This window comes from Cobetia sp. 3AK, assembly GCF_029846335.1.
GTDB lineage: Bacteria > Pseudomonadota > Gammaproteobacteria > Pseudomonadales > Halomonadaceae > Cobetia > Cobetia marina.
The window spans coordinates 1-21,151 of the sequence record NZ_JARWKR010000009.1; the positions used below are offsets into that span (position 1 = coordinate 1).

Genomic DNA, 21,151 nt, shown 5'->3' on the forward strand with positions numbered 1-21,151 from the left:
CGTAGACTTCCTGCTCGCTGAGGTTGCCTTGATCGCTGCGCGTGTCCTGGCCGGAACGTTTTTCCAGGCCCGGCTGCTTGTAATCGAAGGTGCCGAGGCTGACGCGCGTCGGTTGCTGCTGACGGCGGCCGCTCCACTGGGTGATGGAATCTTCCAGTTCGGTGGCGTCCTGGCGATGGAAGCGGATGACTTGTGGCTCGACCGGTGCGCAGGTCGCGACATCGTCGGTGATGACGAGGCGGTGGCCATTGAAGTCGCTGTCGTCAGAGGCGTGTTCGAAGTAGTAGAACAGCCCTTCCTGCTCCATCAGGCGATTGACAAACTGGAAGTCGCTCTCGCGATACTGCACGCAGTAGCTGCGCGCCGGATACTCGCGGCGCAGATCCAGCCGCCAGCCGCCCTGGGCTTCACCTTGCGCGATGGCGTGATTCGAGAACACCGACTCGATGACCTCGACCGCGGTGAGGTCCTGGAAGATGCGGCTGTCGCGGCCGAGCTTGAGCATCGCCATCCACGGCACCAGCGTCAGCTGGTAATAGAAGACGCCACCGTCCTCACCGAGCAGCGCGGCGGACTCGACCAGCCCCGAAAGCTCGCGGTAGCTGCCATCGGCCTGACGCACCGAGAGCGCCGCCGGCTGCGCCATCAGGGTCTTGAGCTCGATATCGCCGTTCTGGGAGATGCAGTCGAGGGTATAAGCGAAGGGACGCGACATACGCTCTTCCCCCACCAATCGATGCGGGATGAAGTCCGCGCCACTCATCTCAAGCGTGAGCAGGCGCTCGTTCTGGCTCAGTGAGACATCAAACGACGACAGCAAGGCGTCGAGTACCCATGAATCTGACATGTTCTGCATCCCTGGCAATTGACGTAGACGATGGCCTGAGGTCACTGGCCCGTCCCTGGCTCTCGATCAGGTGGCACAGCATATAGGAATGCTCTCATTTAGTTAATGACTGAACAGAGTGAACACTTACGCTGAAAGCGCGTTAATTCCAGCGAAAGATGCGCCATGAAGGGCCAGAAAGAGGCAACTCAAATGTGGGAATTCTCGCCTGACATTCCTGCACGCGCGTCATGACATCGTGTCAGAACCAACGGCTTTCCCACTCTCTTTTCGCCGGCAGCATGTAGCGTGAAGCACTGCCATGGCAGATGACATCGCTGAACAGGACATGCCCCAGGATGCCAGCGGAAATCTCTCGATGGCATGGCCGCCGCCACAGGCAGGCATGACAGCCATGGAAGACATGACGATCAAGGTAGTCCCGATCAAAAATTCCATATAAGGAATTTAACTTCCGTATGTGAAAAACAGTTTGACAGTCTTGGCACCGCTTCATAGCCTGTAAGCCAAATTCAGGAGGAGTGATGCATGCGCACTGACAAGAACTTCATCAACAACGAATTCGTCGCCTCATCCCAGGGCGAGATGATTTCGGTCTACAACCCGGCCACCGAAGCACTGGTAGGTCAGGTGCAGGCAGCAACCACTGACGAAGCGCTTGAAGCGGTGAGCATTGCGGCCAAGGCTCAAAAGGACTGGCGTGCCAAGACCAGCACCGAGCGTGCCGGCTACATGCACAAGCTTGCCGAGGCCCTGATGGCGCGCAAGGATGCCATCGGCCAGGCATTGGCAGATGAGTCGGGCAAGAGCCTGGAAGACGCCACCAATGAAGCCGTCTACGCCGCCGACATCACGCGCTACCACGCTGAGTGGGCACGTCGTATCGAGGGCGAGATCGTCCCCAGCGACACCCCCAATGAAAGCCTGCTGCTGCAGCGTGAGCCCATCGGCGTCGTGGCCTGCCTGATTCCGTTCAACTACCCGGTGTTCACCCTGCTGCGCAAGATTGCCCCGGCGCTGATCACCGGCAATGCCGTGGTCGTGCGTCCGAGCAACAACACCCCGACCTCCGCCTTCGAGATCGCCAAGGCGATCCAGGATGCCGGCATTCCGGCAGGCATCGTCAACATCCTGGCGATGGACCACGGCACCGCGGAAGCCGTCTGCACTCATCCCAAGGTGGGCATGATCACCCTGACCGGCAGCGTCGGTGCCGGTCGCAAGGTACTGGAATATTCCCAGGTCAACATCGCCAAGTCCTCGTTGGAGCTGGGCGGCAAGTCACCGGCCATCGTCGAGCCGGATGCCGATCTGGCCAAGGCAGCGGCACAGATCGCGGCCTCTACCCTCACCAACTGTGGCCAGCTGTGCACCGCCATCGAGCGTGTCTATGTGCACGAATCCGTCTATGACGATTTCGTCGCCCAGCTGAAGCAGCAGATGGAAGGCGTCAAGTTCGGCAACCGTCTGGACGATGCCAGCCTGATGGGGCCGCTGATCAACGAGAATTCGCGCCTCAACATCCATCAGATGGTGGAACGCGCTATCGATGACGGCGCCACTCTGGAAATCGGCGGCTATATCCCCGAGGGCAAGGGTCACTTCTACCCGCCGACCCTGCTGACCGGTTGCCGTCAGGACATGGAGATCGTGCAGGAAGAGATCTTCGGTCCGGTGCTGCCAGTGCTGACCTACCGCGATATCGATGAAGCCCTGGAGCTGGCCAACGATCACCAGTTCGGCCTGGCCTCCGTGGTCTTCACCGAGAACTATCGCACTGCCATGAAGGTCGCCAACAACATCGAAGCCGGCGAGCTCTACATCAACCGCACCCCGGCGGACCCCTACCAGGGCTACCACGCCGGCTGGAAGCGCTCTGGCCTAGGCGGTGATGATGGCAAGCACGGCATGCTCGACTACACCCAGACCCGTCTGGTCGTGATGAACTACTGATCACGCCATTCCGTCTTGCCTGTCACGCCTCCGGGGGGCCCTCTCCCCGGAGGCGCTGACGCCCTACCCCATTTCTTTACCGGAAGCGCGCTGTTGGCGTCGAATGACGGCATGCCAGGCAGTGCGCTCCCACACCATCCTGCTAGCCAGTGACCACTGAAAGGCCTGCCACCATGAAAGTTGTCAGTTGCGAGACTCACATCGTCGCCACTCCGCCGCCCCACGTCGGCGGCATGTACTGGATCTTCGTCCAGCTCCGTACCGCTTGCGGCATTGAAGGGGTCGGAGAAGTCTATGCCGCCACCTTCCATCCGGAAGTCATGAGCAAGGCGATCGCCGATGTCTTCTCGCGTTATCTGGAAGGCAAGAACCCGCATCATATTGAACGCCTGTACCGCGAAGCCTTTTCCAGTGGCTTCACCCAACGCCCTGATCTCACCATGATGGGCGTGCTGAGTGGTCTCGAGATGGCCTGCTGGGACATCGTCGGCAAGGCGGCTGGCCTGCCGGTCTATGAACTGATCGGTGGCAAGGTCCACGACAAGCTGCGTTCCTACACCTACCTGTACCCCAAAGATGCACGCGGCAACTACGACTATGACAACGTCGAGCTGGCCGTCGAGTGCGCACTGGAGAACAAGGAAAAGGGCTTCACCGCATTGAAGTTCGATCCGGCCGGCCCCTACACCGCCTACTCCGGCCAGATGCTGTCTCTGGAAGGCATGGACAAGAGCGCCACCTTCTGCCGCCGCATCCGCGAAGCGGTCGGCAACAGCTGTGATCTGCTGTTCGGCACCCACGGCCAGATGACACCGGCATCTGCCATTCGTCTCGCCAAGTATCTCGAGCCCTATGACCCGCTGTGGCTGGAAGAGCCGGTACCACCGGGACAGAGCGAAGCCATGGCGCGCGTGGCAGACCACACCTCCATTCCGGTCGCGACCGGTGAGCGCCTGACCACCAAGTACGAATTCCACGATGTGCTCAAGAATAACGCGGCCTCCATCCTGCAGATGAACCTGGGGCGCGTCGGCGGCATTCTGGAAGGCAAGAAGATCGCGGCGCTGGCAGAAGTCTATTACGCCCAGATCGCCCCGCATCTCTACAACGGCCCGGTCGGCGCCGCGGCCAGCATCCAGCTGGCGACCGCCACGCCCAACTTCCTGATTCAGGAAAGCATCGGCACCTGGGATGGCTTCCACGCCGATGTGCTCAAGGAGAAGATCGAGTGGCGTGATGGCTACATCATCCCCTCCACCAAGCCGGGCCTGGGGGTCGAGCTGGACATGGACGTGGTCAAGACCAATTCGCCTTACACCGGCCGGACCCTGCACCTGAGCATGGACCCGCGTCCCTATGACGTGAAGGAACAGTCCAGCACCGACTGGAAGCGCAAGCCGGAGGCGTAACGCCGATGCAATACGATTTCATCATTGTCGGTGCCGGGTCGGCGGGGTGCATCCTCGCCAACCGGCTGAGCGCCAACGGTCGCCACAAGGTGTTGCTGCTGGAAGCCGGCGGCAAGGACACCTCGCCCTGGATCAAGGTGCCGGTCGGGTTCGCCAAGACCTACTACAACCCGACCTACAACTACATGTATTACAGCAAGGAAGAAGCCGCGATGGGGGGCCGCAAGATCTATACCCCACGCGGCAAGGTGCAGGGTGGCTCAGGCTCCATCAATGCGATGATCTACGTCCGGGGCCAGGCCTCGGACTTCGATGACTGGGCGCGCGCCGGCAACGAGGGCTGGTCCTATCGCGAGGTACTGCCCTACTTCAAGCGTCTTGAATGCCACCCGGATGGCGATACCGAGTATCGCTCCGGCCAGGGCCTGATCGGCATCACGCCGCTGAAACATGGCGCGCACCCGATCTGCCAATCGTGGCTGGAAGGGGCCCGCGAGCTGGGTTACACGCTCAATGATGATTTCAATGGCGAACACTTCGAGGGGGCTGGCATCTATGAGGCCAACATCCGCAAGGGACAGCGGGATTCCAGCAATACCGCCTACCTGAAGCCGGCGCTGTCACGCGACAACCTCACGCTCAAGCATATCTGTCGGGTGGAGCGCGTGACGCTGGAAGAGACGCCCGATGGCGGCAAGCGTGCCACGGGTGTTGCCTACCGGCGTGATGACGAAGTCATCGAGGTGACGGCGCGTCGCGAAGTCATTCTCTGCGCTGGCGCGGTGGACTCCCCGAAGCTGCTGCAGCTTTCGGGGATCGGCGAGCGTGAGGCGCTGGCCACGCATGGTATCGAGACACAGGTAGACCTGCCGGCCGTCGGTCAGAATCTGCAGGACCACCTGTGCGCCAGCTACTACTACCGCGCCAATCGCACCACACTGAATGATGACTTCGCGTCCTTCTGGGGCCAGGCCAAGGCGGGACTGCAGTATCTGATCAACCGCAGCGGGCCGCTGGGCATGAGCGTGAATCAGGCCGGAGGATTCTTCCGGGGCAGCGAGGCGGAGCCAGAGCCGAACATCCAGCTCTACTTCAATCCGATGTCCTACCAGATTCCCAACGACCCGAGAGCCAAGCTGACACCGGAGCCATATTCCGGCTTCCTGCTGGCCTTCAATTCCTGCCGACCGACCAGCCGTGGCAGCATTTCACTGTCCTCGGCAGACCCGGCAGACCCGGCGACGATCTGCCCCAACTACCTCAGTACCCAGAAGGACATCGATGAGGTGATCCAGGGCAGTCGCCTGGTGCGCAAGCTGATGGGCGCACCGGCACTCCAGGCCATCACCGAGTGCGAGGTCGCCCCGGCCGAGACGGTCCAGGATGAGGACAGCATGCTTGCGTATTTCCGCTCCCAGGGTGGCTCCATCTATCACCTGTGCGGTTCCTGCACGATGGGGCCGGACAAGGCCACCGCCGTGGTCGACAGTCAGTTGAAGGTGCATGGCGTGTCAGGACTGCGCGTGATCGACGCTGCCATCTTCCCCAACATCACCTCCGGCAACCTGAATGCGCCGGTGATGATGGTGGCGGAAAAAGGCGCGGATCTGGTGCTGGCCGACCACGCAGACTGACCCGGCGGATAGCCGCCAACCCCACGAACGGCCCATGGGTCTGGTACCCTATGGGCCGTTCCCCTTTCCACGGATGGGCGATGCAGCCCGAGGCATCGCCCTTCCGTCGTCACAGTGTCACAGCCTTCGGTCAGAAGCCGCCTGTGACCGAGATTCGCGTTTCGGAGTGACCCCGCGTTCATGAATCACGAGAAGACCAAAGCCCCTGCCGTCGACCACAGTGTCATGATTCTGGATCTGCTTGCGGCAGCTTCCTACCCGCTGACGCTCTCGGAAATCTGTGAGTCCACCGGCATCTCGCCCGCTACCGGTCACCGCGTGATCAATTCCCTGCTGCACCATCAGCTGGTCGCTCACGATCCCGGTCGCAAGAAGTCCTATTGCATCGGCTCGCGCATCTTCCAGATCTCCTCGACGATCTACAACAAGCAGAGCCTGATCCCGGTCTTCTACCCCATCGCGGAGATTCTCAAGAACGAGATTCATCGCTCGATCTTCCTGTGCATCCCCATCGGCGACCAGGTGGTGGTGATCTCGAAGGTCGATGCCTCCGGCAGTGGCAGCTACAACCTCTATATCGGCAAGACCATGGCTCAGCACGCCTGCGCCGCCGGCAAGGCGATTCTCGCCATGCGCCCCGAGAGCTCGCGTCAGCTGTACCTGGAGGCTGCGACGCGTATCACGCCCGAACTGGCCGAACGCCGTGACGAGATGGATGCCGAGCTTGAGCGTGCGCAACGCCTCGGGTATGCCGTATCCAGTGGCGATGCCGAGGGACAATTGAGCTGTATCGCCGCGCCTGTACTGAACATGCGCAATGAGCCCATCGCTGCCATCAGCGCCGTCATCAGCCAGGACTGGCTGAATCCGCAGCAGGCACGCGCCTACTCCAAGCATCTGGTCCAGGCGGCGCGCCAGCTGTCCTCGCGCATCATCTGAGGCCGAAAACGTTGCCTGGCGAGCCCGTCATGCTGCACCGCACAAAGTCTTGCCACTATATATAGGTATTTTCAGCACCCAGCGATCTGACAGACGCGATGGGCGTTGCTCTGATAGCGAAACGCGGCTGCGACAGCCGACAAGTACCTTGAGGGCGCCTTTTGTCGATGGCGCGAATGCAAGATACCCGTGATTCACGGGCCACTCTGGCCTCACGAATCACGGGTATCTTGCGTGGCATCACGGCGGCGCGGCCCGCCTTCTGTCAGGCGATGGCCGGCGCCCCGAGCAGTGCCTTGACCTCGACATATTCCGCCAGGCCTTCGTCACCCCATTCGCGGCCATTGCCGGAACGCTTGTAACCACCGAAGGGGGCATCGAAGGAGAACTCTGCCCCTTGCAGATAGCATTGTCCTGCCTGCATGCAGCGGGCGATGGGCAATGCTGCCTCGGCGTCACGCGCATAGACCGCAGATGACAGGCCATAGACGCTGTCATTGGCGATGGCGATCCCCTGCTTCACGTCGTCGTAGGGAAGGATGCACAGCACCGGGCCGAAGATCTCCTCGCGGGCGATCTCCATTTCATTGCTGACATTGGTGAAGATTGTCGGACGCACATAGCAGCCCTTCTCGAGCCCTTCGGGCGGCTCGACGCCACCGAGCGCCAGCTCGACACCATCATCGATGGCACGCTGCACCAGATGCAGGACACGTTCGCGCTGACGCTCGGAGACCAGCGGCCCCATGGTGGTCGCCGGGTCGTTCGGGTCACCCACCACCTGCTCATTGGCGATCTCGACCGCCAGGCGGGTCGCCTCTTCCAGTCGCGAACGCGGCACCAGCAAGCGAGTGAAGGCGTCGCAGGTCTGGCCGGTGTTGGCCATCACGTTCTCGACGTTCAAGCGCACGGCCGCGGCCAGGTCGGCATCTTCGGTCACCAGCAGCGGCGACTTGCCACCCAGTTCCTGACAGACCCGCTTGACGGTGGGCGCGGCACTCTCGGCGACCTTGCTACCGGCAATGGTGGAGCCAGTGAAGGACACCATATCCACTTGCGGATGGCCGGACATCACCGGACCGATCTCGCTGCCCTCGCCCGTCACCACATTGAAGACACCTGCAGGCAGACCGACCTTCTCGAAGATCTCGGCCATGATGAAGTCCTGCAGTGGGGTCTGCTCCGCCGGCTTGGCGATCACGGTGCAGCCTGCCGCCAGCGCCGGGGCCAGCTTGCCGATCAACTGATGCAGCGGATAGTTCCACGGATTGATCAGCGAGCAGACGCCGATGGGCTCGCGCATCAGGGTCACATCGCCCTTGCGCTCGTCCTCTTCCATCTGGAAGGCGCGTTCGGCGTAGTAACGCATTCCCTCGATGGGGCCTTCCACGTGCAGCGCGCCGGCCAGTTGCACCGGGCAACCCATGGTGAGCACCTGGACGTCGCGCAGCTCATCGAAGCGACGCTGCATCTCATCCGCTGCCGCCATCAGGATGTCGTGGCGTTCCTGCGCGGATGTCGTGGACCAGGCAGGCAGCGCCTGACGTGCTGCCATGATGGCAGCCTCCACATCCTGCTCACCGGCGCGCGGCACACTAGCGCACAGCTCGCCGGTGGCCGGATTGATGACCTCCATGCGCTCGCGCCCGAAGGGTGTCTGCCAGTGGCCATTGATGTAGAAGTTGTCGTGATGTTGCATGCCAGACCTCTCGTTGCTGGTGGGAGATAACACTCTCCCTGAGGGTGAGTCTCAAACGCAAATGCCCCGGAGGCCATTCGCACGGCACCCCGGGGCAGTCTTCACGGCTCAGCTGCGGCCGGTAACGCCGACCTCGTAGCCGACTTCTTCCGGCTCGTCATCGGTCAGCTCTGCCGGGAAGCCGGTGCCGAGCACACGGACATCGGCGGCTTCCTCGAGACGACGGATGATGTTGGATGACCACTCACGCGGGCCGAAGCGTTCCTGACCATCGCGGAAGATGTCCATCAGCATCGGGGAGATTTCCAGCGGCACGTCCAGGTTCCTGGCCAGGGTGTCGAACAGGCCGACATCCTTGAGCACCAGATCCATGGTGAAGCTGATGTTGCGGCTCCCGTTCAGGATGACCTGGGACTCGGTCTCGTGGACGAAGGAGTTGCCTGAGGAAATCTTGATCGCCTCATAGGTGGTGTTCATGTCCATGCCGGCCTTCTTGCAGACGGTCAGGGCTTCGGCCACGGCGCACAGGTTGGCGGTGGCCAGGTAGTTGGTCATCACCTTGAGCACCGAGGCGGTGCCCAGTTCACCGGTGTGCAGGACACGGCGACCCAGGTTGGTCAGCACCGGCAGCACCTGCTCGAAGGATTCGCGGTCACCGCCGACAAAGATGGAGATGTTGCCAGTGGCGGCGCGGTGGCAGCCGCCAGAGACCGGGGCTTCCAGTGCCTTGGCACCGGTGGCCAGCACCTTGTCGGCGATGCGACGCAGTTCGCCGTCATCGGTGGTACTCATCTCGAGCCAGATCTTGCCTTCGCACAGACCGGCAATGATGCCGTCATCGCTTTCCATCACGGCGCTGCAGGCAGCCGGAGACGGCAGGCAGGTGATGACCATGTCGTTGGCTTCGGCGAGTTCCCTGGAAGAATCCGCCCATTTGGCACCCTGCGCGAGGAAAGGCTTGGCGGCTTCCGGGTCAAGGTCACGCACGGTGACGTCATGCCCATTGCGCAGCAGGCTACCTGCCAGCTTGCCACCCACGTTACCGAGACCGATGAATCCGACTTTCATGTGCTGTCCTCTCTGCTGTCTGCCTGCTGGCTGACCGGTGTACTGCACAGGACCGCTCGGGACGGAGGGGAATCCTGTCCGGTGTGGCCCATGTCATCTTGAGGCTCACCCTACTGGCCGACCTGCCTGCCAACAATTCATAAGAATTTGGCGATTGGTAACAATTTTTGTGAGCCTGCCTAGACCCCGCGCCTCCGCACAGCACTCCGCGATCCGCGATCCGCCCACAAACGTCATAGCCTCATGCGCCAGACCCCAGAACCAGATGTCGGAAACAAGAACGCCACCCGAAGGTGGCGTTGTCACGTAACCGCTCTCGCTCTGGCGGATCAGGTAGGCACGCTGCAACTCTGCGACGCCAGCCAGCCAAGGAGGGTCGCGACGCGCGGATTCCGCTCCAGCTCGCGGTGACAGACAGCACCCCATTCACCGCGCCCGGTCGTCACCTGCCCGGTCGGGTTGATGAGTCGACCGTTCGCCAGGTCATCGTCGGCAAAGGGCCCGTTGACCAATGCCACGCCCTCCCCCCGCGCCGCCATCTCCAGGGCGACGGCCAGGGTGTCGACCACGATGCAATTGCGGGTAGGACAAGGGCCTAGCGACAATGCCTCGAAGTAACTCTCCCAATTCCAGCCCTCGGTGTAGACCCCGATCAACGGCAGCGTCTTCAAGGCATCCGCGGGGACCGGGCGTGCATCGTCGCCCAGCAGCTGGGGGCTGCAGACCGGAAAGAGGCGTGACTCGAACAACGGCTGCCAGTGGAGGTGATCCGCCAGCGGCGCATCGCGGAACACGATACCGACATCGGCATTGGCCTCATCGAACTCCCAGCCGAGACTGCACGTCATCAGCTTGAGCTCGACTTCAGGATGCATGGCCTGGAAATGCGACAAGCGAGGTGCCAACCAGCGAATCGAGGTCGTCACATAGACCTGAATCGTCAGCGGCTGGGCATGCTGCATCTGGCGCAGGGACTCGGCGCCTTGCACCAGACCCGCCAGCGCTTCACGCACCACCGGATAGAAACGCTCGCCAGCCGCCGTCAGCACCACATGACGGCCTTCACGGGCAAACAGTTTCACCTCCAGACTCTCTTCGAGACGCTGAATCTGGTTGGCGATGGCCGGATGCGTCAGGTTCAGCTCCTCGGCAGCCGCGCGGAGACTCAGCAGACGCGCAGCCGCTTCAAACCCTTTCAGCGAACTCAAGGGCGGCAGTTTCTGCAGTGGCAGAGGGGTTGGCATAGACGACACTCACGAAAGGCGAAAGGCGAGCAGGAAGCAACCGGTACCCATGAACGATAGACCTTCTCGACGCTCTCTCCCGTTCACGGCACACGGCCGCCCTCTGACCCTCTTTCGCCATGAGACAATGGCAAAGCGGGTGACCGTCGCTGACAGCCACCCGCACAATTGACCTCATGTTACCAAAGCCGCCATGCCGCGTAATGCCGATGCGCGTCGGCAAGCTACCTGGGTCCGGCTCCGCCGGCCTGACTCAACCGGCCTGACTCAGACGGCCTGGCTCAGCAGACGCTCATCGAAGGGATAGTCCGACAACAGCTCCACCTGACCATCGTCACGAATGTACAGCTGCTCTTCGAGCTTGACGCCTTCGCCGCCGGACTCATGTCCGATATAGCTCTCCACGCATAGCGTCATCCCAGGCTCGAGAATGCCGTCGTAACCCTTGTCCTCGATATCCTCGCGATGAACGATGTAGGGATACTCACCGTTCATCCCGACACCATGCGCCAGGGCAAAGTAGCGACGCGCGCGATAGCCGGGAGGGATGCGCCAGGCACGTTCGGCGTATTCCTTGAAGCTGACCCCCGGCTTGAGATTTTCCATGTTGGTCTGGATCTGGTCATACGCCATGCGATAGAGCGATTTCTGCTCGGCGCTGGCCTCACCCGCGCCACACAGGAAGGTTCTCGAGAAATCCGCGTAGTACCCGTAACGCCCGACCACATCGGTATCCAGCGCGACCAGTTCTCCCGCCTGGATGATCCGGTCGGAACATTCCTGGAACCAGGGATTGGTGCGCGGCCCGGAATTCATGAGGCGGGTCTCGATGAAGTCGGCGTCTGTCTCGATGATGTGCTGATGCAGTCGGGACCAGACGTGATTCTCGGTGACCCCAGGCCGTATGGAGGCCTCCAGTTTGCGCACTCCCTCCTCGACCGCTCTCAGCGAGGAGCGAATCATCTTTATCTCGTTGGGTACCTTGAAGGCTCGCGCCTGCTCCAGAGGCTCCTGAGCATCCAGCACCTGATAACCACGCTGCTCGAGCATGAAAGCGGCTTCCGCGGTTGCGCTTTCGATGGCGATCCGCTCACCTCCGCCGCACTGACGCACCAGATCGATGATTTCATCCGCCCAGGCTCTGGTGACGGCTTGTGTATTCTTCTCGTTGAAGTAATAGGAAATCGCCTTGGCTGGGCGAATCTCGTCCACGGTCGGTAGATGGCTGGCCAGGTGTTCGCACCCCGAGAACTCGAACAACACGACCGGCCCTGCGGCGGGGACGAATACGTAACGAGCGGGATTGCGCGAACTGTACACCTGCATGTTGCGGGACCCGGTGGCATAGCGGACGTGTGCCGGGTCGAACAGGACTGCCGCCGTGATATCGCGTCGGGCCAACTCCTGGCGAACACGCGCGAGTCGGTCACATTGGATCTGCGCAATCTCTTCCGACGTCGGTTCGCAGTCTTCCAGTGCATGGGTCGGAGCGAGGATGCCCATCGCCGTCAGGTCCATTTTCATGTGGGATGCCCTGTGGGAAGTGTTCGATCAAGCGCCCAAAAGGCGCATGCAAGTTGAGAAGGCGTCACGGGAATACCGGACATCGATCAGTCGAGCAGACCGTCGGCGCGCTGGACGTATCGGGCTTCCGCCAGAATGTGCTGCTCCGAGACGCGCCCATACAGCTGGCGCGTGCGTTCCAGTCGCCCCACCACTCCCGGCGTTTCGGAATAGGCGAAGATCGCCGTCAGTCGGGGCACCTCACCCGACACCTGCGTGACGCGGTGCAGACTGAACCGCCCCTTGAACAACTGCAGATCCCCCGGGTTGAGACTCAGGGTCTTCACCGCTTCACGCGACTCTCCCCGGATCACTTCGCCCACGGCAGCGTAATGCTCATCGTTGGGGGTGCGGATGCCGGAACAATACTCAAACTGACCACCGCTCTCGGGCTGTTGGGTCATCATGGTGACGATGAATTCGTTGGTGTCGTAGTGCCAGGGTTGCTCGGTGCCCTCTGGCAGCACGTTGAGCACGAGCCCGGCAAAGGGGTCGGCATACTCGTACACCCGCTCGCGCCCAAGGCAGGCCGACACCAGTTGCTTCATGGCCTGCGAGACGTACAGCCGCTGCATCAGGCTATCGGCAGGAATCATGTCGCGCGTCACGAAGCCACTGGTGCGGGTCATGAACAGGCGACGCGGATCCTGGTGGGGCAAGCGGTCGTCATCGGCCGTGAAATAGGCATTCACCTCGCGAGTGTTGAAGAACGCGCACTCGGCGAGGCGAGCCGTTTCCGCTTGCATCTGCGCAAGGCGCTCTGGACGCAGAAATCCTCTCAATACGGCGCAACCCTCACGTTCAAGATCTTCACGCGCCTTGGCGATCGTGGCCTCAAGCGCTGGAGATCGGGGGTCATGCAGGGGGTAACGCTCGGTATCGACCAACGCGGAGAGATCGACGGTCTCGGCATCGGCCAATGGCGGGGGCATCGCGGAAGTCAGGTCATTCACGGAGGTATCCTCACGTCATGGGTCTGGGGGGACAAGACAGCTCGTGGGTCAGGCACTATGCTGGCCAGAATCCATGCATTTGAGAAACGAGTCATTCCAATGAAATCCATCGGCAGACCCGATACAACAAGCGTGAACGCGCCTCGCCCCTTGCCCTCGCTGGATACGGATCTGCTGCTGGCATTCGTGACGGTGGCCGACAGCGGGAGCTTCACTCAGGCGTCACGCCATCTGCACCGTACCCAGTCCACCGTCAGTCTGCGCATCAGTACTCTCGAGGAACGACTCGGCTACCGACTGCTGATACGCACCAGTCGTCATATGGAATTGACCGATGCCGGCCGAACGTTTCTTCGCTACGCACGCCGCATCCTGCAATTGCAACGTGAAGCCGTGGCTGCCCTCGGTGAAAACGATCAACCGATCACGTTGCGCCTCGGCTTGCCGGAGGACTACGCCACCACCTGGCTGCCGCAGCTATTGGCACAGATCAGTGAGCGTCATCCCCAGATCCGGCCACACATCCACTGCCGGATGTCCACGGAACTGCTGGAACAGCTCGATGCCGGTCAGCTGGATCTGGTCATCGCGGTCAGTCACAACCAACAACGCCAGGGGGAGTTGCTGTCTCGCGAGCCTGTGGTGTGGGCGGCGCATCAACGCTTCGTGCTGGATCCCTGCGCTCCGCTGCCATTGGCACTGTTCCCTGAGCAATGCATCTATCGCGAACGGGCCTTGTCCGCCCTGACGCAGGCCGAACGCAGCTGGCGTATCGATTCCACCAGTCAGAGCCCCAGCGGCTTGAGAGTCATCGTCAATCAGGGCCATGCCATCACGGTGGCAGATCGACGTTCGTTGCCTGAAGACTGGTATGAACTGGGTGAGGACATGGGTCTGCCAACGCTGCCTACCGCGGAGATCGAACTTCATCGCTCCCCCAGCCTGACGCACCCGATATTCGATACCTGTGCGGAGATGATTCGCGAATTGTTGCGAGACGAGGCTCAGACCTGAGGCGGAAGGTGCCGCCCATGCGGTCTTGCTGCTTATGCACGAATTTTCACTATCCCGAATACGCCCTCCACGCATCCATTGACGACAACCGAGAAGATTTTTCTCTTACCACTGCCCTACGCTGCACGGCAGTTCACTGCATGCCCCTGATCGACTGGCGCCCTCCCCGGCAACATCGCAAGACACGACAACAAGAACGAGGAAACTCACATGTTCGGAGCATCCGTGCGTCCACTGGTCTTCTGGCCACCTTTCATTCTGCTGTTCGCCTCCGTATTGGCGAGCTTGATCGATCTGGACAGCTTTCTGGCTGTCACCACCAATCTCAACAACCAGGTACTCAGCAAGTTAGGCTGGTTGTTTTCCATCACGGCGCTCAGCATGGTGGTGGCCTGCCTCATCGCCTATCTTTCGCCACTGGGCCGTACCCGTATCGGCGGCGAGAACGCGACGCGACTGTTGTCCCCATGGCGTTGGTTCTCCATCACGTTATGCACCACGTTGGCCGTAGGCATCATGTTCTGGTCGACCGCAGAGCCGCTTTATCATCTTCACTCGCCGCCCACTTCGCTGGACATTGCCGCCAATAGCCCGGAAGCCGCGCGGTTCGCGCTCTCGACCATGTTCCTGCACTGGTCGTTCACGCCCTATGCGATCTACACCGTCCCTGCGCTGATCTTTGCCCTGATGCATTACAACCTCGGCAAGCCCTTCTCGCTCGGCACCCTGTTCGTGCCGCTGCTGGGAGACCGACTGATCGGTCGCAAGGGACGTGTGCTCGATGCACTCGCGCTCTTCGCCCTGGTCTGTGGCATGGCGTCGTCCCTCGGCACAGGGGCCATGACCCTGGCAGGCGGCATTGACCGCTTCCTCGGCACTGGCTCGGGTCCGCTGATGCTGGGCATCGTCACCCTCGCGATCGTGCTGTGTTTCACCGCTTCAGCGGCCAGTGGTCTGCAGAAGGGCATCGCACGCCTGTCCGCCATCAACGCCAAGGCCTTCTTCGCCTTTCTCATCTTCGTGTTCGCCTTCGGTCCGACGCTGACCATCCTCGGCTACGGCACGGAAGCGGCTGGCGACTACTTCACCAACTTCATGAGCAAGAATCTGTTCACCGGGGCCTTCGACAATGATCCCTGGCCACAGAGCTGGACCATCTTCTACTGGGCCAACTGGATGGCATGGGCACCGATTTCCGCCCTGTTCCTGGGCAAGATCTCGCGGGGCTATACCGTGCGGCAGTTCATGCTGATCAACATGGTGGCGCCCTCGCTCTTCTCGATCATCTATGTCGCGGTGTTCAGCAGCACCACGATCAAGCTGGATATGGAAAGTGGCGGCGCCCTGTATGGCATCCTCTCGGATTCCGGCGCGGGCTCGGTGATCTACGCACTCTTCGATGAGCTACCGATGAGCTCTCTGGTGGGGGGGATCTTCCTGGTCATCGCCTTCCTGTCCTTCGTGACAGCGGCCGACTCCAATACCGACGCCATCAGCCAACTCTGCAGCTCGGATAGCCAGGAGGCTCTGGCAGGCAACGAAAGCGAAGACCGCAGCAAGGGGCGACTGATGATGAAGATCATCTGGGGCTCGACCATCGGCGCCGTCGCCTGGATCATGACCTCCTTCGTCGGCATCGACGGCATCAAGATGCTCTCCAACCTCGGCGGGGTACCGGCGCTGTTCATCGTCATCGGCGCGACTGCCTCGTTGATTCGACTGGTCTCCATCGGTACCGCCAAGATCGGCCTCGAGCACACGCCGTCACGCAGTTATTCGGCAGAAGCCCATCAGCGTTGGCAATCTTCCCAGTCCAGCTGAGCCAACTCGAGATGGCGTGATACTGCAGTCCTCAAGGAGAAACCACGACACCCCCGGGCCGAGAGGCGACGGGGGTGTCGTGGGTTTCTCTTGAGCGCCATGGCCCGCACGGTGGCGTAGACCCTGCGGCCCGCGTGGCGGTCAGAACGCGCGCACCTCTGGAGTAATTTTTGACAGAACTTTCCGCAAATCCTGCCAGCGCATTACATGAACGCGCGCGTATATACGCCGTTGATGAGCGAATCTCAACGCTGACAAAACAGAAATTTATGAGTTAGCATCCGCATCCTCATAAGAAATTATAGGAATGCGCATGTTTGGTTCATCCGTCCGCCCACTCGTCTTCTGGCCACCGTTCATCCTGCTGATGGTTGCGGTGGCCGCGAGCCTCATCAATCTTGAAGGATTCCTCGCGACCACCACCACCCTGAATGACTGGGTGCTCGACAAGTTCGGTTGGCTGTTCTCGATCACGGCGCTTGCCATGGTGATAACGTGCCTGGTGACATACCTTTCACCATTGGGACGCACGCGAATCGGTGGAGAAAATGCCAGTCGGATTCTGACACCATGGCGCTGGTTCTCCATCACGCTGTGTACCACCCTGGCCGTTGGCATCATGTTCTGGTCAACCGCAGAACCGCTCTATCATCTGCATACTCCGCCAGGTTCACTGGATGTGGCTGCCAATACGCCTGAGGCTGCCAGATTCGCACTATCGACCATGTTCCTTCACTGGTCATTCACGCCATATGCCATCTATACCGTCCCCGCCTTGCTGTTTGCCCTGATGCATTACAACCTGGGAAAACCCTTCTCTCTGGGGACGCTTTTCGTGCCATTGATCGGTGACAGGCTGATCGGTCGCAAGGGGCGTGCGCTGGATGCATTGGCGTTGTTTGCGCTGGTCTGCGGCATGGCATCTTCGCTGGGAACCGGTGCCATGACGCTTGCCGGCGGCCTGGACCGCTTCCTGGGCACCGGTACCGGCACCATGATGCTGGGTCTGGTGACTCTGGCCATCGTGGCCTGCTTTACCGCCTCCGCGGCCAGCGGTCTGCAGAAAGGCATCGCGCGCCTGTCCGCCATCAATGCCAAGGCCTTCTTCGTCTTCATGGCCTTTGTCTTCCTGTGTGGCCCGACCCAGACCATTCTCGGCTACGGCACGGAAGCGGCTGGCGAGTATTTCAACAATTTCATGCAGAAAAGCCTGTTCACCGGTGCCTTTGATGGTGATCCGTGGCCGAAGAGCTGGAGCATCTTCTACTGGGCCAACTGGATGGCATGGGCACCGATTTCCGCCCTGTTCCTCGGCAAGATCTCCCGTGGCTATACCGTGCGTCAGTTCATGCTGATCAACCTGGTCGCACCGGCCCTGTTCTCGATTACCTATGTCAGTGTCTTCGCAAGCTCCACCATCGAATTCGATATGCAGAGCGGCGGCGCGCTGTATCAATTGCTGAATGATTCAGGTGCCGGTTCCGTCATCTATGCCCTGTTCGATGAGCTTCCGATGAGCGGCCTGGTCGGCATCGTCTTCCTGATCATCGCCTTCCTGTCCTTCGTGACGGCGGCTGACTCCAATACCGAAGCGATCAGTCAGCTGTGCAGCACCGACAGTCAGGCTGCCATGGCCGGAGACAGCGATGAAAATACCAATGACCGCCTGCTCATGAAGATCATCTGGGGCTGCACCATCGGTGCCGTCGCCTGGATCATGACCGCATTCGTCGGGATCGATGGCATCAAGATGCTCTCCAACCTCGGCGGTGTCCCGGCGCTGTTCATCGTGATTGTCGCGACAGCCTCCCTGCTGCGCCTGGTGTCGATCGGTACCGCCAAGATCGGTCTCGAGCACACGCCTTCCCGCAGTTACTCCCCGGAGGCCCACCAACGCTGGGAGAGCACACGCAAATCGTCGGCAACCTCGCAGTAGACTGTGATTGATGCGTCACAACGAAAACGCCCTGCACATTGTGCAGGGCGTTTTCATGAGAGTGTCGACAGTGAGGCAGCTCTCATCATGCGGCTCGGGCATCATTTCATGTCGACGATCCACTCATGCGCGGGGTCATTCTTGAATTTCCAGACCCGCTTGGGGCCAGCCATGACATTGAGATAATAAAGCTCATAGCCGTGTGGAGCGGCGGCGGGATGATACCCCTCCGGTACCATCACACAGCAGCCATCTTCCACCGCCATGGTTTCATCCAGGGATCGGTCATCGGTATAGACGCGCTGGAACGCAAACCCTTGTGACGGATTGAGCTTATGGTAGTACGTCTCCTCCAGGAAAGACTCTTCCGGCAGATTGTCGGCACAGTGCTTGTGCGGAGGGTAGCTGGACCAGTTGCCAGGGGGCGTATAGACCTCCACCACCAACAGACTATCGGCGGGCTCCGTCTGGGGAAGAATGTCCTGCACGTGACGTGTGTTGGTCCCCTCGCCACGTGTCGAACAGGCCACCTGCTCGGGGCGAATCAGGCGAGCGGCATGATTGCCATGCCCCGGAGCACTGCAGACGGCTATCTCCAGCTCCGTCAGTGCTTCCACTGAATAGGCTATCCCGTCCGGAAGATACACCGAGTACGGCGGCAGGTGCTCAAACACGCTCATGCGTTCACCGATGTTCTCGAACGTCTGGTCACCAGTACGCACGGTTGCGCGTCCCGAGAGCAGCACGAGGCACTGTTCGCGACTCCCGGTGTGGCGCTCGAAACGCTCACCTTGTTTCAGGCGATGTACGCGAAAGCCTACGTGTGTCCAGCCTGCAGATTCCGGAGTGACTTCCAGTAGCGTTCCATCTTCACCAGGGGCATGCGGTCTCACGAGAAGTGTCATGTTCTTGTCCTTTTCAGCAGCAGGGAGAAGTGGGCTCAACGAATCTCACTGAGCAGTACCCGGCGCCCTTCGCGATAGGAAATCAACGCCGCTTCGGCCAGTTCAAGCGCGGCGAGTCCATCCTGCGCGCCGGCCAGCGGGGCACGACCTTCTTGCCAGGCAGTGACGAAATCTCCCACTTCACGCACATAGGCCTGCGCGTAACGCTCGAGGAAGAACCACTGTGGACGCTCTTCCACCACACCTTCCACGCCGGTGAAGCGCAGGCGCGTATCCGTCTCGTTGCGCGCCTCCAGCATGCCCTGGCTGCCAAAGACCTCGATCCGCTGGTCATACCCGTAACAGGCACGACGCGAGTTGCTGATGGAGACCAACTTGCCGGAAGCACTCTTCAGATTGATGAGTGCGCTATCCAGATCTCCCGCTTCACCGATGGCTGGATCCACGAGGCAGCTGCCACTGACCGTCACCTCCGTGACCGGCTCGCCCAGCAGCCAGACCGCCATGTCCAGATCATGAATGCTCATGTCACGGAAGAGTCCTCCCGAGGCTGCCACATATTCTGCGGGCGGCGGCTCTGGATCACGGCTGGTGATGGTGATCATCTCGAGTTCGCCGATTCGTCCCGCTTCCAGCGCCTGCTTGAGCGCCGAGAACTGAGGGTCATGGCGACGATTGAACCCCAGAGCACAGGTCACGGGGTGCTCCGCCAGCACACCAAGACAGTGACGCGTTCGCGCAAGATCCAGATCGATCGGCTTCTCGCAAAGTACCGCCTTGCCCGCACGGGCCGCACGCTCAAGGAAGTCACAGTGAGTCGGAGTGGAGGAGGCGATCAGAACGCCATCAATCTCCGCTGACGCGAAGATGTCCTCCGCCGTCATCACCGGCACACCATATTCCGCAGCGAGTGAATTGGCAGCCTCCGGGAAGGCATCACTGACACATGCCAGTTGCGCCAGGGGGTGATCAGAGATGGCGCGAGCGTGAACACGGCCGATGCGACCGGCGCCCAGCAGAGCGATTTTCATGTGAAGCGTCCTCCATATCTATGGCGTTTGTTGTTGTTGCGTCTCGAACGAATTGAGAGAGATTGTCGGCAAGCACTACCTCCTGTAGTGCTCGCCTTTGCCGTACTTCAGCCTCGAAGGTTGGCAGCGCCCTCTTCCTGCAATGAGATGTCGTGCGGTGTGGTGCCCTGCACTTCCCCGCTGCCCTGCTGGCGGACGCCCAGTCCGATGGCAAGTGCCTGGGCCAGGCATAGCGTGGACGTCAGGCCTCGGAAGCCTTGAACTTCCGCTTCGTTCACCACCAACACGACATCTGCATGGTGAGTCAGTGGGCTCAGGGAAGAGTCGGTAATGAGTATCGTGGGGGTACCGCGCTCACGCGCCACATGGACGGCAGACTGCACCTCTTCTGCGTAGGGCGCGAAGCTGGTGACCAGCAGACAGTCCTGGCGGGAGATCGCTTCTGCCTGCTCGCGATACATCGCCCCCATGCCATCCATCAGGAAGGCGCGTTTGGCGATATGCCGCAATGAGTAGGCCAGGTAGCTTGAGACGACGAAACTTCGCCGTGCTCCCAGAAGGTGAACAGCCTCCGCGGCTTCCAGCAGATCGAGAGCTCGCTCGATATCCTTGGGTGCGATACGTCCTGGCAGTTCGCCAAGTGCCTGCTGATTGGCAGCCGAGAAACTTCTCAACAGCTCGTGAGCGCCAGGACTCTCGCCGGTCACCTCGCGGGCGACCCTGATGCGCTCACTATAACTGGGCTCCGCTTCGACCAGGCGAGCCCGAAACAGCTTCTGCATCTCTGAAAAGCCCGAAAACCCCAGCGCGTTCGCGAATCGAATAAGCGTCGAGGGAGTGACATCAGCCTTCTCGGCAAGCCCCGCCACCGTGCCGAAAGCCACTTCCTGGGGGTGATCCAGCAAAAAGCGCGCGCTTTGCTGAAGGCGGCGCGACAGATGCGGATACTGCTGCGTGATATGCGCTTCGAGAGATTCAAATGACTGCAATTGGCGTGCAGTCGTCTGCAAGGGGGTTATCTCAGCCATGGGAACTCCTGTCGCGGCTCACCTGCCAATGCGGCGTCGGAGCGGCCGTACCTCGAGTGAGCGATGATTGGCAGTGTAGGCATATGGAATGAAAATTCCAATACAAA

At 60.8% G+C, this 21,151-nt stretch carries 17 protein-coding genes; 8 read left to right on the forward strand and 9 right to left on the reverse strand.

The window, feature by feature from the left end; translation table 11 throughout:
- On the reverse strand, positions 1-847 hold an 847-nt coding region (gene tssI / locus QD228_RS13145), incomplete at its 3' end, for a type VI secretion system tip protein TssI/VgrG (RefSeq protein WP_279875808.1).
- Positions 848-1,148: 301 nt separating this feature from the next.
- On the opposite strand from tssI, the gene QD228_RS13150 reads away from it, so the two are divergent.
- From QD228_RS13150 to QD228_RS13170, 5 genes are all read left to right on the forward strand, one after another.
- The gene (locus QD228_RS13150; protein ID WP_176502593.1) at positions 1,149-1,289 is read left to right on the forward strand and encodes a hypothetical protein; all 141 of its coding nucleotides are present in this window, start codon (positions 1,149-1,151) and stop codon (positions 1,287-1,289) included.
- A gap of 86 nt (positions 1,290-1,375) precedes the next feature.
- The gene (aldA, locus tag QD228_RS13155) at positions 1,376-2,800 is read left to right on the forward strand and encodes an aldehyde dehydrogenase (protein WP_136938011.1); all 1,425 of its coding nucleotides are present in this window, start codon (positions 1,376-1,378) and stop codon (positions 2,798-2,800) included.
- Between the two features lie 173 nt (positions 2,801-2,973).
- Positions 2,974-4,209, forward strand: a complete 1,236-nt coding sequence (locus QD228_RS13160) for a mandelate racemase/muconate lactonizing enzyme family protein (RefSeq protein ID WP_279875809.1) — start codon at positions 2,974-2,976, stop codon at positions 4,207-4,209.
- A 5-nt stretch (positions 4,210-4,214) separates the two neighbouring features.
- Positions 4,215-5,843: a GMC family oxidoreductase N-terminal domain-containing protein gene (locus QD228_RS13165; RefSeq protein WP_279875810.1), complete on the forward strand. Its 1,629-nt coding sequence runs from the start codon at positions 4,215-4,217 to the stop codon at positions 5,841-5,843.
- Between the two features lie 180 nt (positions 5,844-6,023).
- The gene (locus QD228_RS13170) at positions 6,024-6,782 is read left to right on the forward strand and encodes an IclR family transcriptional regulator (protein WP_279875811.1); all 759 of its coding nucleotides are present in this window, start codon (positions 6,024-6,026) and stop codon (positions 6,780-6,782) included.
- Between the two features lie 265 nt (positions 6,783-7,047).
- Here the strand turns inward: QD228_RS13170 and QD228_RS13175 are convergent, their stop codons facing one another.
- From QD228_RS13175 to QD228_RS13195, 5 genes are all read right to left on the reverse strand, one after another.
- A complete protein-coding gene (locus tag QD228_RS13175; protein WP_279875812.1) occupies positions 7,048-8,481 on the reverse strand; it encodes an aldehyde dehydrogenase family protein in 1,434 nt (477 codons plus the stop codon).
- 108 nt (positions 8,482-8,589) lie between these two features.
- The gene (locus QD228_RS13180; RefSeq protein ID WP_279875813.1) at positions 8,590-9,549 is read right to left on the reverse strand and encodes an NAD(P)-dependent oxidoreductase; all 960 of its coding nucleotides are present in this window, start codon (positions 9,547-9,549) and stop codon (positions 8,590-8,592) included.
- A 329-nt stretch (positions 9,550-9,878) separates the two neighbouring features.
- A complete protein-coding gene (locus tag QD228_RS13185) occupies positions 9,879-10,793 on the reverse strand; it encodes a LysR substrate-binding domain-containing protein (RefSeq protein ID WP_279875814.1) in 915 nt (304 codons plus the stop codon).
- A 267-nt stretch (positions 10,794-11,060) separates the two neighbouring features.
- Positions 11,061-12,317 (reverse strand): Xaa-Pro peptidase family protein, encoded by a 1,257-nt coding sequence (locus tag QD228_RS13190; protein WP_279875815.1) that lies wholly within the window; start codon positions 12,315-12,317, stop codon positions 11,061-11,063.
- Positions 12,318-12,403: 86 nt separating this feature from the next.
- The gene (locus tag QD228_RS13195; RefSeq protein WP_347882134.1) at positions 12,404-13,309 is read right to left on the reverse strand and encodes a phytanoyl-CoA dioxygenase family protein; all 906 of its coding nucleotides are present in this window, start codon (positions 13,307-13,309) and stop codon (positions 12,404-12,406) included.
- Positions 13,310-13,441: 132 nt separating this feature from the next.
- Here QD228_RS13195 and QD228_RS13200 point away from each other — a divergent pair, with 132 nt between their 5' ends.
- From QD228_RS13200 to QD228_RS13210, 3 genes are all read left to right on the forward strand, one after another.
- On the forward strand, positions 13,442-14,323 hold the full coding sequence (locus tag QD228_RS13200; RefSeq protein WP_279875816.1) for a LysR substrate-binding domain-containing protein: 882 nt from the start codon (positions 13,442-13,444) through the stop codon (positions 14,321-14,323).
- Positions 14,324-14,533: 210 nt separating this feature from the next.
- A complete protein-coding gene (locus tag QD228_RS13205; RefSeq protein ID WP_279875817.1) occupies positions 14,534-16,144 on the forward strand; it encodes a BCCT family transporter in 1,611 nt (536 codons plus the stop codon).
- 313 nt (positions 16,145-16,457) lie between these two features.
- Complete coding sequence (locus tag QD228_RS13210) at positions 16,458-18,080, forward strand: BCCT family transporter (RefSeq protein ID WP_279875818.1); 1,623 nt, start codon at positions 16,458-16,460, stop codon at positions 18,078-18,080.
- Positions 18,081-18,181: 101 nt separating this feature from the next.
- Here the strand turns inward: QD228_RS13210 and iolB are convergent, their stop codons facing one another.
- From iolB to QD228_RS13225, 3 genes are all read right to left on the reverse strand, one after another.
- The gene (gene iolB / locus QD228_RS13215; protein WP_279875819.1) at positions 18,182-18,985 is read right to left on the reverse strand and encodes a 5-deoxy-glucuronate isomerase; all 804 of its coding nucleotides are present in this window, start codon (positions 18,983-18,985) and stop codon (positions 18,182-18,184) included.
- Between the two features lie 35 nt (positions 18,986-19,020).
- Positions 19,021-20,016, reverse strand: a complete 996-nt coding sequence (gene iolG, locus QD228_RS13220; protein WP_088743391.1) for an inositol 2-dehydrogenase — start codon at positions 20,014-20,016, stop codon at positions 19,021-19,023.
- Positions 20,017-20,123: 107 nt separating this feature from the next.
- Complete coding sequence (locus QD228_RS13225; RefSeq protein WP_216061566.1) at positions 20,124-21,044, reverse strand: MurR/RpiR family transcriptional regulator; 921 nt, start codon at positions 21,042-21,044, stop codon at positions 20,124-20,126.
- Positions 21,045-21,151: the final 107 nt, after the last annotated feature.

Coding starts and splice junctions, on each gene's coding strand:
- QD228_RS13150 (WP_176502593.1), top strand. CDS start 1,149: ATGGCAGATGACATCGCTGAACAGGACATGCCCCAGGATGCCAGCGGA.
- aldA (WP_136938011.1), top strand. CDS start 1,376: ATGCGCACTGACAAGAACTTCATCAACAACGAATTCGTCGCCTCATCC.
- QD228_RS13160 (WP_279875809.1), top strand. CDS start 2,974: ATGAAAGTTGTCAGTTGCGAGACTCACATCGTCGCCACTCCGCCGCCC.
- QD228_RS13165 (WP_279875810.1), top strand. CDS start 4,215: ATGCAATACGATTTCATCATTGTCGGTGCCGGGTCGGCGGGGTGCATC.
- QD228_RS13170 (WP_279875811.1), top strand. CDS start 6,024: ATGAATCACGAGAAGACCAAAGCCCCTGCCGTCGACCACAGTGTCATG.
- QD228_RS13175 (WP_279875812.1), bottom strand. CDS start 8,481: ATGCAACATCACGACAACTTCTACATCAATGGCCACTGGCAGACACCC.
- QD228_RS13180 (WP_279875813.1), bottom strand. CDS start 9,549: ATGAAAGTCGGATTCATCGGTCTCGGTAACGTGGGTGGCAAGCTGGCA.
- QD228_RS13185 (WP_279875814.1), bottom strand. CDS start 10,793: ATGCCAACCCCTCTGCCACTGCAGAAACTGCCGCCCTTGAGTTCGCTG.
- QD228_RS13190 (WP_279875815.1), bottom strand. CDS start 12,317: ATGAAAATGGACCTGACGGCGATGGGCATCCTCGCTCCGACCCATGCA.
- QD228_RS13205 (WP_279875817.1), top strand. CDS start 14,534: ATGTTCGGAGCATCCGTGCGTCCACTGGTCTTCTGGCCACCTTTCATT.
- QD228_RS13210 (WP_279875818.1), top strand. CDS start 16,458: ATGTTTGGTTCATCCGTCCGCCCACTCGTCTTCTGGCCACCGTTCATC.
- iolB (WP_279875819.1), bottom strand. CDS start 18,985: ATGACACTTCTCGTGAGACCGCATGCCCCTGGTGAAGATGGAACGCTA.
- iolG (WP_088743391.1), bottom strand. CDS start 20,016: ATGAAAATCGCTCTGCTGGGCGCCGGTCGCATCGGCCGTGTTCACGCT.
- QD228_RS13225 (WP_216061566.1), bottom strand. CDS start 21,044: ATGGCTGAGATAACCCCCTTGCAGACGACTGCACGCCAATTGCAGTCA.